The 12,622-nt window shown below is 56.7% G+C and carries 7 protein-coding genes and 2 pseudogenes; 7 read left to right on the forward strand and 2 right to left on the reverse strand.

Features of this window, described 5'->3' with window-relative positions; translation table 11 throughout:
• Positions 1 to 45: 45 nt before the first annotated feature.
• Positions 46 to 925, reverse strand: a pseudogene (locus tag SGP1_RS09220) (DMT family transporter).
• A gap of 841 nt (positions 926 to 1,766) precedes the next feature.
• On the opposite strand from SGP1_RS09220, the pseudogene ycfP reads away from it, so the two are divergent.
• From ycfP to SGP1_RS09235, 3 genes and pseudogenes are all read left to right on the forward strand, one after another.
• A pseudogene (gene ycfP, locus SGP1_RS09225) lies at positions 1,767 to 2,306 on the forward strand (alpha/beta hydrolase YcfP).
• Positions 2,307 to 2,495: 189 nt separating this feature from the next.
• On the forward strand, positions 2,496 to 3,800 hold the full coding sequence (locus tag SGP1_RS09230; RefSeq protein ID WP_011410933.1) for an NAD(P)/FAD-dependent oxidoreductase: 1,305 nt from the start codon (positions 2,496 to 2,498) through the stop codon (positions 3,798 to 3,800).
• A 534-nt stretch (positions 3,801 to 4,334) separates the two neighbouring features.
• Entirely contained in the window at positions 4,335 to 4,874 is a 540-nt protein-coding gene (locus tag SGP1_RS09235) for a glycine zipper 2TM domain-containing protein (RefSeq protein WP_011410934.1), read from the forward strand.
• Between the two features lie 96 nt (positions 4,875 to 4,970).
• On the opposite strand, the gene mfd is transcribed toward SGP1_RS09235, so the two are convergent.
• Positions 4,971 to 8,423 (reverse strand): transcription-repair coupling factor, encoded by a 3,453-nt coding sequence (gene mfd / locus SGP1_RS09240; protein WP_011410935.1) that lies wholly within the window; start codon positions 8,421 to 8,423, stop codon positions 4,971 to 4,973.
• Positions 8,424 to 8,632: 209 nt separating this feature from the next.
• On the opposite strand from mfd, the gene lolC reads away from it, so the two are divergent.
• From lolC to cobB, 4 genes are read left to right on the forward strand one after another with little or no spacing between them, the layout of a single operon-like run.
• Entirely contained in the window at positions 8,633 to 9,835 is a 1,203-nt protein-coding gene (gene lolC, locus SGP1_RS09245; RefSeq protein WP_011410936.1) for a lipoprotein-releasing ABC transporter permease subunit LolC, read from the forward strand.
• Positions 9,828 to 10,517, forward strand: coding sequence for a lipoprotein-releasing ABC transporter ATP-binding protein LolD (gene lolD, locus SGP1_RS09250; protein ID WP_011410937.1), 690 nt, complete (start codon positions 9,828 to 9,830; stop codon positions 10,515 to 10,517). Before lolC ends, lolD begins: the two co-directional genes overlap by 8 nt.
• On the forward strand, positions 10,514 to 11,758 hold the full coding sequence (lolE, locus tag SGP1_RS09255; RefSeq protein ID WP_011410938.1) for a lipoprotein-releasing ABC transporter permease subunit LolE: 1,245 nt from the start codon (positions 10,514 to 10,516) through the stop codon (positions 11,756 to 11,758). Before lolD ends, lolE begins: the two co-directional genes overlap by 4 nt.
• Before the next feature lie 22 nt (positions 11,759 to 11,780).
• On the forward strand, positions 11,781 to 12,611 hold the full coding sequence (cobB, locus tag SGP1_RS09260; RefSeq protein ID WP_011410939.1) for a Sir2 family NAD+-dependent deacetylase: 831 nt from the start codon (positions 11,781 to 11,783) through the stop codon (positions 12,609 to 12,611).
• Positions 12,612 to 12,622 lie beyond the last annotated feature (11 nt).

A 12,622-nucleotide genomic window follows, 5' to 3' on the forward strand; every position in this document is an offset into this window, starting at 1 on the left:
GCCGGAAAGCGGCTTTCTCGCTGGTTTCTTAGTCTAACATGTCGATCACCGGCGTTCAGACGTGGCATGGCGTTGCGACAGCAGCGTCAATAAAATCCCGGCGCTGAGCGGCAACAGCAGCAGGAGCGAAACCGGCGACAGCGTATAGCCATAAAGGGCGTTTTCAAGCAACAGCGTGATAACCGGAAAGACCAAGAAAACCGTGGAAGCCTGGAAGGCGCTGGCTTTCTTCTGTAGCGCAAAATAACACAGGATACCAAGCACCCCCGCCACCATGCCGAAATAGAGCGTTACCCCTATCGAGCCGGGAGAAAAATCTTGCCAGCAGGGGTGCTCAAGGAACCAACCGACAACTATTAATGCTAGACCCGCGGCGGTGCAAGGTAGTGCATTGAAGGTCAGCACCGCCTCGCTGCTTGCAAAGTGTATACATAATCGCATGCATGATCAGTACGGCGAGCAGGGGTCAGGGCGCCCTGCCAGTGGCAGCGGTTGGTCTCCTTCGCTTCGCAGAACCACGGTCAGCGAGGCAATGGCCAGCACTAATCCCAGTATCTGTAGTCTGCAGGTTTTTTCCTTCAAAAGCAGCAGTGAGGCGATAAGCACCGCCACCGGCATGTTGGCGAAAATCACCGACGCCAGCCCGGAACTCACGGTTTGCTCACCGTAAATCATCAGCGAAAACGGAATAGCGAAATAAAATACCGTCACGGCACATTGAAAAAGATGTTGGCCGCGAGAAAAAAGTAATGGCGCACGGGTCACCCAAGCCATAATAATAAGCAGCGGCGAGGCGGCCATGAAACGCATGCCGGTCGCAAATAATGGTGGTAATGGTTTCCACCGCAATTTTTATGGCAAGCCAGGTCGTTCCCCAGGTTAAACAAACAAGGATAAATAGCAGTGATATCGTGATCCTTTGCATGAAAATCTCCTGTTTAAAAGAATAAGTCTACACGCTTGGTGGGAGAAAAATATTATTTAACGCAGCGCTTATTGAGTTATTACAACTCATGACATTCATTGCGCAGGACACTAACAGGCTGTAAGAAAGGTAAAGATACTATTGCGTTAATTACTGCATACCTGTACGTGATTCGCCTCGGCGCTAAAAGTGGATTGAACGCCGAATCTCCTTAAAGAAAACAGGCAAACGAGAAGCGCAGAGGGGATATATTTGCGGCCGGTTGGTGTTATCAAACAACGAAAAACGATATCTGACATTGACCGAGGTTGTTTTGGCAAAAATAAAAAAATTATCCTAATGGTTACCATCAGCTGACGCATTATATTAAATGCTTTACTAGAGTGAGCCACTGTTTTCCTACCCCGATTGAATATGACGTGTTGGCACAAAATATTATTACTGATATTCAGGCGTGTGCCCTTTATTATCTCGAACGGAGTAACGTCTTCCACGAATTAAGCGCTGTGACAATTCTTATTGCCATGGAACATTTTTAAAGCCTTCTTCTCTGACTCTGGGCGGCTTATCTCCCAGTCTGATGCCGGGAAACGTTTACGGCCCGAGTGGTCCGGCATTGACATGACATTGGCACGGACCTTGTCGCACATAGGCGAAAGGACATGCGGTGGGTGGCGTGTTGCCGTTGGCGCGGTGCTGTGGACTTTGGTTGCCTTGGCTGCCGGCCGGCTCTTTAGACGAGAGAATCTGTCATCGATCAATATTGTGGGGCGGCAGGAGTTGTAACCTGAATGTTGCGTTTGCCGCCCCGCGCCGTCGAACCCAAAGGAAGAGGAAAACGATGATTATTTATCTGCATGGTTTTGATGCCACCAGTCCAGGCAATCACGAAAAAGTGCTGCAACTGCAGTTTATCGATCCCGATGTGCGGCTTATCAGTTACAGCACCCGCCATCCTCGTCACGATATGCAGCATCTGCTCAAAGAAGTGGACAAAATGCAACAATTGACCGACGACGAGCGGCCGCTTATCTGCGGTGTAGGTCTGGGCGGATTCTGGGCCAAACGGATCGGTTTTTTATGTGACATGCGCCAGGTGATCTTCAATCCCAATCTTTTTCCACAGGAGAATATGCCGGGTAAAATTGACCGACCTGAGGAGTATGTGGATATAGCCACCAAATGCGTGGACAATTTTCTCGAAAAAAATCGCGATCGCTGTCTGGTTCTCCTGTCGCGCCAGGGTGATGTGCTGGACGTAAATCGCAGCGCTGCTTTCTCCTTTCTATGAAATTATCTGGGATGAGAGCACGAAGGCCATAAATTTAAAAATATTTCTCCGTATCTACAGCGTTTGCAGGCCTTTAAAGCATTAAGCTAGGGCCCCACGGCAGACGACGGCGGCCCTAGAAACAGGCCGAAAAAATTGATTCATATCAATTTTGGTATGACCAAATGACCCCCTCGTGGTATTCTGGTGCCAAGAGCGCATTAAGATATAACCAAATATTATATAAGGATATTTTTTATTCACGCTTAGTTAACGACTGGTTTACATTTAGGGGGTATTTTGACTACACCACTGAAGAACATTGTGATTATCGGCGGCGGCGCCGGCGGTTTGGAACTAGCGACCAGTCTGGGACGTAAGCTGGGACGGCGCAAACGAGCCAAGGTGACGCTTGTGGATCGCAATCATAGCCACCTTTGGAAACCGTTGCTGCATGAGGTGGCCACCGGCTCGCTGGATGAGGGGGTCGATGCCCTCAGCTATATGGCCCATGCCTGCAATCACGCTTTCCAGTTTCAGCTCGGCAGCATGAGCGACATTGATCGTGAGCAGCAACAAGTGCTGCTGGATGAAATCCACGACGATCAGGGAACGCTGTTGATGCCCGCCCGCCGGCTGGATTATGACATTTTGGTGATGGCGCTTGGGAGTACCTCGAATGATTTCTGTACGGCCGGCGTCAAAGAACATTGCATTTTCCTCGACAATCCGTGTCAGGCGCAGCGTTTCCATAATGAAATGCTTAATCTGTTTTTGAAATTTTCCGCTCAGGGCGACCAGGGAGGGAAAGTGAATATTGCCATTGTCGGCGGCGGCGCAACTGGTGTCGAATTATCGGCCGAGTTGCACAATGCGGTTCAGCAATTGCATAGCTATGGCTTCAAAAGACTCGACAATCAGGCATTGAACGTCACGCTGGTCGAGGCGGGCGAACGTATTTTGCCTGCTCTGCCGCCGCGGATCTCCGCCGCCGCGCATCAGGAGTTGACCAAGCTGGGCGTCAGAGTGTTGACCAAAACCATGGTCACCAGCGCCGATGCGGGCGGACTGCATACCAAGGATGGCGAATATCTTCAGGCCGAATTGATGGTCTGGGCCGCCGGCATCAAAGCACCGGATTTCATGAGGGATATCGCCGGTCTGGAAACCAATCGCATTAATCAACTGGTGGTTGAGCCGACGCTGCAGACCACGCTCGACCCGGCTATTTTTGCTATCGGCGATTGCGCGTCCTGCGCGATGCCTTCCGGCGGAGTGGTGCCGCCGCGTGCCCAGGCGGCGCATCAAATGGCCTCGCGCGCCCACGGTAACATTCTGGCGCTGTTGCGCGGGCAACCGTTGAAGGCCTATAACTACAAAGATCATGGTTCGCTGGTGTCGTTGTCACGTTTTAGCACCGTTGGCAGTCTGATGGGCAACCTGATGCGCGGTTCGATGATGATAGAAGGGCGCATTGCCCGCGCAGTTTACATTTCGCTCTATCGTATGCACCAAATTGCGCTGCATGGTTACATTAAAACCGGCCTGATTATGTTGGTGGGCAGAATCAACCGCGTGATCCGGCCCCACCTCAAACTGCATTAATGGCGACGCGCGGTCAGACGCGCTAGTTGTCTCGCCGGCCTTATAGCGCCAATGGCCGGGGGAGTCATTCCCGCTCGAACAACTTCAAGCGCGCCGGTGCCGTTTTCGCGTGCCGATTCGCCGTCTCGCCGCCATTCCCCGCTGTACGGGCGGCAGGCCCTAAGCCTGCACCTGCTGACGATATGCCGATTTTTCTGCTCACACCCGGGCCGACGGGTGATATGCATTCGCCGCCGGCAAGTCACAGCCTGCTATGCGCCCGCCCCTTAGCAGCAGGAAATAGCGTCATTACGCTTTAAAGGGTTAGGAATCATCCCAAAACGGCTGAAGTGCCGACAGAGTAGCTTTTTTTCGCCCTTAATCTTATTGCCGCTAACGCTTTCCTTGGGCAGACTTTGAGTTATCCCGGGGGTGCCACGCTTGCCGTCCGGGAGGAGCGCCAAGGCTCGGGTTACGCTTGCGGTCAAAAGGAAGCGGGGGTTATGCGTTCGTTCACCGTTAGCGGGTGCATGATAATTGTCAGGAGGTTCTCCCGTGAATAAATCATTATTGGCAGGCGTCGGCATCGGTATTGCCGCTGCGTCGGGTATCGCGGCGGTAGCGGGGCTGGACGTGTTTTCCTCCAGCCCGAAATACGCCCAGGTCGTCACGGCATCGCCCATCAATGAAACGATTAAAACGCCGCGTCAGGAGTGCCGTACGGTCACTGTGACCCACCGCCGCCCGGTGCAGGACGAGAACAAAATCGCCGGTTCGGTATTAGGCGCCGTGGCCGGCGGGGTCCTCGGCCATCAGTTCGGCGGCGGGCGGGGCAGGGATGTCGCAACTGTAGCCGGCGCGCTGGCGGGTGGCTATGCGGGCAATCAGGTCCAGGGCAACCTGCAGGATCGTGATACGTATACCACCAACCGCCAGCGTTGCCAGACGGTGTATGATAAATCGCAAAAACTGCTGGGCTATGACGTCACGTATAAAATTGGCGATCAGCAAGGCAAAATCCGCATGGACCATGATCCGGGCACGAAAATTCCCCTGGACCACAACGGTCAACTGGTGCTGAACGACCAGGCCTAACGTTGCCAGGCTGCGGTTTGCCACCGCAGCCATAGCCGCCATCAAACTCTGTAACGCCGCGTCGGGTGTGCCACCCTGGCGCGGCGTTTGCTCATGTTAAGTGCTCAGCGTATGCTGCTGCAATTCCCGCAACAGCCCGTCGACATACTGCAGTCGAGTCGTGCGGTCCGCCAGGTCGCAGATGAACTTCAAGCGGGTCGGTCCGTCTAGCCGATAAGTCCCCGGCTCGCTCGTGAGCAGACCAATAAGATAGACAGTATCGACGCGATTGGTGGCGCTGAATTCGATAAAGCCCCCTTTATCGTTGCCCTCGATACGCCGGATCCCCAGACTTTGCGCCCGCTGCCGCAGGCCGGCTATCGCCAGCAAATAGCGTGCCGGATCGGGCAGTAAACCGAAGCGATCAATGAGCTCCACTTTCAGGTCTTCGATTTCACGATCGTCGGCGGCGATGGCAATACGTTTATACAGCGACAGGCGGGTGTTGACGTCGGGGATATACTCTTCCGGCAGCAGCGCGGGCATCCGCAGTTCCACCTCGGTCAGTTGGCGGGTGAGATCTTCCAGCGAGGGTTCGCGGCCGGCTTTAAGAGCGTCTACTGCGCTTTCCAAAAGATCCATATACAAGGAAAAGCCAATCGTTTCCATTTGGCCGCTTTGATCTTCCCCCAGTAGCTCGCCGGCGCCGCGAATTTCCAGATCGTGCGTCGCCAGCGCGAAGCCGGCGCCAAGATCCTCCAGCGAAGCGATCGCCTCCAGCCGTTTATGGGCATCCTGGCTTAGTGCTTTCGGCGGCGGGGTCAGCAGGTAGGCGTAAGCCTGATGGTGCGAGCGGCCGACCCGGCCGCGCAATTGATGTAACTGCGCTAAGCCGAAATGATCCGCCCGCTCTATGATAATGGTATTGGCATTGGCGATGTCGATACCGGTTTCGATGATGGTAGTACACACCAGCACATTAAAACGTTGATGATGGAAATCATTCATCACCCGTTCCAATTCACGTTCGCGCAGCTGACCGTGGCCGATGGCGATACGCGCCTCGGGCACCAGCGTTTCCAGGCAACGGGCGGCTTTCTCAATATTTTCCACATCGTTATAAAGATAATAGACCTGGCCGCCGCGCAGTACCTCGCGCAGGATGGCTTCACGCACCACCAGAGCGTCGTATTGGCGCACAAAGGTTTTCACCGTCAGCCGTCGCGCCGGCGGGGTGGCGATAATCGACAGATCGCGCATGCCGCTCATCGCCATATTTAACGTGCGCGGGATAGGCGTGGCGGTCAGGGTCAGGATATCGACACCGGCACGCATCGCTTTGATGCGCTCCTTGTGGCGCACGCCGAAGCGGTGCTCTTCGTCGACGATGAGCAAACCCAAATCGTGCCATTTGACATCGCTTTGCAGGAGTTTATGAGTGCCGATCAGAATATCCACTTTGCCCTCGGCGGTCTGTTCCAGCACCTGCGCCTGATCCCGGGCGCTGCGGAAACGAGAAATCATCTCGATACGCACCGGCCAGTTGGCGAACCTGTCGCGGAAATTGTCGAAATGCTGCTGTGCCAGCAATGTGGTCGGCACCAGCACGGCCACCTGTTTGTGGTTTTCGATTGCCAGAAAAGCGGCGCGCATCGCCACTTCCGTTTTGCCGAAGCCGACATCGCCGCAAATCAGGCGGTCCATGGACAGCGGTTGGCACATGTCGCTCAGGACCGCGTTAATCGCCTGGCTCTGATCTACGGTGGGCTCAAAGGGAAATCCTTCGCAAAACAGCTGGTAATTTTCCCGATTGTGGCGGAAGGCAAAGCCGCTTTTCGCCGCACGCTGGGCATAAATGTCCAGAAGCTCCGCAGCCACGTCCCGCACCCGCTCGGCTGCTTTTTGCCGCGCCCGCGTCCAGGCGTCGCCGCCGAGCTTGTGCAGCGGCGCGTTTTCATCAGCGCCGCCGGCGTAGCGGCTGATAAGGTGCAGGGAGGAGACCGGAACATACAGCTTGTCATTACAGGCATAGGTGAGGATCAAATACTCAGCCTTGATACTGCCCGCCTCCAGCGTGGTCATGCCGGCGTAGCGGCCGACGCCGTGTTCCAGATGGACTACCGGCTGGCCTTCATGCAGTTCGGCCAGATTGCGAATTAAGGTATAGGCGTTAATGATGCGGCGATTATCCTGCCGGCGGCAGCTGACCCGTTCGCCCAGCAGATCACCTTCGCAAATCAGCGCGCGCGCGCGGGGGGCATCGATAAAGCCGCGCTCGCTGGCGCCGATGATGAGATAATAAGCGCCCGGTGCGGCGGCGTCCTCCAGCCGGTTTATCAGCGTAGGCAGAATTTTCACCCGCGCCAGCAGCTCGCTCAGGGTTTCCCGCCGCCCCTCGCTTTCCACCGAGAAAATCACCGGACCGTCAAACTGCTCGCAAAACCGGCGCAGCTTATCCATGGGCGCTTTGCTCTGCGCCTCTACCGCCAAATCCGGCAGCGGCCGGTAATCCATATTGTAGTGGCCGGCTTTCTCCGGCAGTGTTTGCGTGCTGAGCTGCACGCGCGGCCAGCGTTTAAGTTCGGCAAACAGATTATCCACCCGCAGCCAGAGCGTTTCAGGCGGCAGCAGCGGGCGCATGGGATCCACGCGACGGTTGTCGAACCGCGCGCAGGCGTCGTCCCAAAAGCGGCCGGCGCCGGCCTCAAGATCACCGGTATTGACCACCAGCGTATCCGCCGGCAGATAGCTGAACAGCGGCACCAGCGGCTCGCTGAAAAACAGCGGCTGCCAGTATTCGATGCCGGCCGGCAGCGTCCCTTTGCTCACCTGTTGGTAAATGTGCTCGGCGTCGCGGCGCACGTCGAACTGCTCGCGCCACTGGCTGCGAAACAGCTCTATGGCGGCTTTGTCGGTGGGGAATTCGTGCGCCGGCAGCAAATTGATGGAGGCCATTTCCTGCAATGTGCGCTGGGTATCGACATCGAAAATGCGCAGGCTGTCTATCTCATCGTCAAAAAAATCGATGCGGTAAGGCTCTTCGCTACCCATGGGATAAAGATCCAGTAGCGCGCCGCGGGTGGCGAATTCACCGTGCTCCAGCACCTGATCGACGCTGCGATAGCCGGCCTGCTCCAACTGTGCGCGCAACGTGTCCCGGGACAGACGCTGGCCTTTGGTCATCAACAGCGTGTGGCGATGCAAAAAGGTGTGCGGGCAAACCCGCTGCATTAAGGTATTCACCGGCAGGATAATGACGCCGCGCGCAAGCGAAGGCAGCCGGTAGAGGGTGGCGATCCTGTCGGAAATAATTTCCTGATGGGGAGAAAAGCTGTCGTAGGGCAGGGTTTCCCAGTCCGGCAGGGTCAATACCGGGTGATGGGTAAATTGCAGGATCTCATCGTGCAGCCGCAGCGCGCTTTGCATGTCGGTGGTGATGAGCAGCACAGGTCCCGAATAGCGGTCGACGATGGCGGCGCATTCGACGGCGACGGCGGCGCCAGTAAGCTGACCCAGGATCAGCTTCTTGCCGGCTTGGGTAGGTAAGGTGTAACGATCGCGTTCTGACATAGCCAATGATAAATCTCTTTTCTCACATCACGGGGACATCGCAGCACAGCCTGCGGTGAAATGCCGCGGCGGCGGGGGCAATGGCTAAAAAATGCGCGCTTTCAGGAATAAAAGCCGGCCACAACGGCGCTTAATGGTTCCATAATGCCATACGACCCTTTATTATCCTTGATCACTTCGCTTTCGCAACTACATCCAGACGGAAATCAATGTATCAACCTGTCGTATTATATATTGGCCTGCGCTATATGCGCGGGCGGGCAGCAGACCGCTTCGGCCGTTTTGTCTCCTGGCTCTCCACCATCGGCATCACGCTTGGCGTCATGGCGTTGGTGACCGTATTATCGGTGATGAACGGTTTCGAGCGTGAACTGGAGAGCAATATTCTCGGGTTGATGCCTCAGGCGCTGTTGACCAGCCCCGAGGGGCGCCTAGATCCTAAACGTATTCCGGCCTCGGTGCCAGACGCGCTTGCGGGCGTGACGCACGTGGCGCCGCTGACCACCGGTGATGTGGTGCTGCAAAGCGCGCGTAGCGTGGCGGTCGGCGTTATGTTCGGCGTAAACCCGACCGATCCCGAACCCTTGTCGCATTATCTGGTGGACACGCGTCAGGACTACCTCGTGGCCGGACAATACCGGGTGATCCTGGGCGATGAGCTGGCCGCGGCGCTCGGTGTCAAACGTGGCGACGCAGTGCGGCTGATGGTACCCGGCGCCAGTCAATTCACGCCGATGGGCCGGATTCCCAGCCAGCGGCTCTTTACCGTGGTAGGCACCTTCGTCGCCAATAGTGAGGTGGATGGCTATCAACTGCTGGTCAATCAGCAGGATGCGTCGCGCCTGATGCGTTATCCGGCCGGCTATATCACCGGCTGGCGCTTATGGCTGCAGCAGCCGCTGGCGGTAGATGAATTAAGCGCCCGGCCGCTGCCGGACGGGCTGGTGTGGCATGACTGGCGCGAACGTAAGGGCGAGCTGTTCCAGGCCGTGCGGATGGAAAAAAACATGATGGGCCTGCTGTTAAGCCTTATCGTCGCGGTGGCGGCGTTCAATATTATCACCTCGCTCGGACTGCTGGTGATGGAAAAACAGGCCGAGGTAGCGATTCTGCAAACTCAGGGGCTGACCCGCCGGCAGGTGATGCTGGTGTTTATCGCACAGGGGGCCAGCGCCGGTATTGTCGGTGCGTTATTGGGGACTGGGCTGGGGGTTTTACTGGCCAGCCAGCTGAACCGGCTGATGCCGGTACTCGGGGTGCTGCTTGACGGCGCCGCGCTGCCGGTCGCTATCGAACCGCTGCAGGTGACGATCATCGCGCTATCGGCCATGGTCGTGGCGCTGCTTTCGACAATATATCCTTCCTGGCGCGCTGCCGCCGTTCATCCCGCTGAGGCTTTACGCTATGAATGAGACTCCTTTGTTACACTGTTCCCGACTCAGCAAACGTTATCAGGAAGGTAAGCTTTACACCTACGTGTTACGTAACGTCAGTTTCATGCTAGAGCGCGGCGAGATGATGGCGATTGTCGGCAGTTCCGGTTCCGGTAAAAGCACCTTGTTACACCTGCTGGGTGGACTGGATGAACCGACCGGCGGCGAGGTGATATTTGAAGGACAGCAGCTGAACAAGCTCTCATCGGCTGCGCGCGCCATGGTGCGCAATCGGCGGCTGGGGTTTATTTATCAATTCCATCATTTGCTGCCGGACTTCACCGCACTGGAAAATGTGGCGATGCCGCTGCTGATTGGCGGCGCTCGTCCAGCACAGGCACAGGAAACGGCGCGGGAAATGCTGGCGGCGGTGGGCCTTGAGAAACGAGGCCATCATCGACCGGCCGAACTGTCCGGCGGCGAGCGGCAGCGGGTGGCGATCGCCCGCGCGCTGGTGAATCATCCGGCGCTGGTGCTGGCCGACGAACCAACCGGCAATCTGGACCAGCGCAATGCCGACAGTATTTTTGAACTCCTGGGCGAGCTGAATATGCGCCAAGGCACCGCTTTTCTGGTCGTGACCCATGACCTTCAATTAGCGAAGCGGCTACATCGGCAGTTGGAAATGCGCGACGGCGCGCTGCTGGGAGCCGCGCAATGACGATGCCGCTGTCGTTACAGATCGCGCTTCGCTTCAGCCGCGGGCGGCGGCGGGGCGGTATGGTGTCGTTAATCTCGGTTATCTCCACCATTGGTATTGCTCTCGGCGTGGCGGTCCTGATTATCGGCCTCAGCGCCATGAACGGGTTCGAGCGCGAACTGAATAACCGTATATTGGCGGTCGTGCCGCACGGGGAAATCGAGCCGGTGGATCCGCCGTTTGCCGATTGGCAGGGGGTGTTAAAACGCATTGAACAGGTGCCGGGTATCCTCGCTGCCGCGCCTTATCTGAATTTCACCGGCCTGGTCGAACGTGACGATAAGTTGCAGGCAATACAGGTCAAAGGTGTCGACCTGGCCCTGGAAATGCGGTTAAGCGCGCTGCCGCGCTATGTTCAGGATAATGCCTGGGCGCGTTTTCAGGCCGGTCAACAGCAAATCATCGTGGGGAAAGGGGTAGCCGATACGCTTAAAGTCAAGCCCGGCGACTGGCTGACGGTGATGATCCCCAACAGCGACCCGCAAAAGCTGCTGCAGCCAAAACGTATCCGCTTGCAGGTCAGCGGCGTTTTGGCGCTGAACGGTCAGCTGGATCACAGTTTTGCGATGGTGCCTCTGGCGGACGCCCAGCGCTATTTGCAGCGCGGCGAGGATGTGGGCGGCATCGCCATCAAGGTCAGAGATGTCTTTAACGCTAACAAGCTGGTGCGCGATGCGGGCGAGGAGGTCACCAACGCCTACGTCAAAATTCGCAGCTGGATCGGCACCTACGGCTATATGTACCGCGATATTCAAATGATTCGCGCCATCATGTACCTGGCAATGGTATTGGTGATAGGTGTCGCCTGTTTTAATATCGTTTCTACGCTGGTGATGGCGGTGAAGGATAAAAGCGCCGACCTCGCGATTTTACGCACGCTGGGGGCAAAAGACGGGCTGACCCGTGCTATTTTTATTTGGTATGGCCTGCTGGCGGGCTTGACGGGCAGCGTTTGCGGCGTGGCAGTCGGCGTGCTGATGGCGCTCAATCTGACCACGCTGGTAAAGGGGCTGGAGCGGGTGCTGGGTCACCGGTTATTGTCCGGCGATATCTATTTTATCGATTTTCTGCCCACCGAGCTGCACTGGGTGGATGTGACCAGCGTGCTGGCGACAGCGCAGCTGCTGAGTCTGCTGGCGAGCTGGTATCCGGCGCGGCGTGCAAGCCGCATCGATCCCGCCCGGGTATTGAGCGGTCAATAAAGCCCTATAAGGAACAGCGGGCATGCGTATACATCGCCGGTTAATCCGGTTTCGCAAAGGTAAAAGGTTAAAGCAACAGCGCCTGCGCGCCCGTATTTTTCACCGGGACTCACTAGCGGTGACCAAAATGAAAAAACCTTTTGTTGTGGTACTGACAGGGGCGGGTATTTCCGCCGAGTCGGGGATTCACACTTTCCGGGCCGAGGACGGGTTGTGGGAGGATCACCGGGTGGAGGATGTCGCCACGCCCGAAGGCTTTGCCCGCGGTCCTGCGCTGGTGCAGGCGTTTTATAACGCTCGCCGCCGTCAGCTGCAGCAACTGGAGATCGCGCCGAATGCCGCCCATCTGGCACTGGCTGAACTGGAGCAGATGCTGGGCGATAACTTTCTGCTGATTACCCAAAATATCGATAATCTGCACGAACGTGCCGGTAACCGCCGCATTATCCATATACACGGGGAGTTGCTGAAGGTACGCTGCAGCCAAAGCGGCCAGATCCTTGACTGGGTCGACGACGTGACGGAGACCGACCGTTGTCATTGCTGTCAGTTTCCCGCCGTGCTGCGTCCTCATGTGGTGTGGTTTGGTGAAATGCCGCTCGGGATGGACGACATTTATCATGCGCTGGCCCGCACCGACTATTTTCTGGCGATTGGCACCTCGGGGCATGTTTACCCGGCCGCCGGCTTCGTGCATGAAGCTCGCCTTTTCGGCGCACGCACCATTGAGTTGAATCTGGCACCGAGCCAGGTAGAAAGCCAGTTCGAGGAAAAATTCTATGGCCCGGCCAGCCGTTGCGTGCCCCAGTGGACCCGCGAGTTTATCGACGGCTTTATCGCCCAGCGCGGCTGAGCCGTCGGTTT

The organism is Sodalis glossinidius str. 'morsitans', from assembly GCF_000010085.1.
Taxonomy (GTDB): domain Bacteria; phylum Pseudomonadota; class Gammaproteobacteria; order Enterobacterales; family Enterobacteriaceae; genus Sodalis; species Sodalis glossinidius.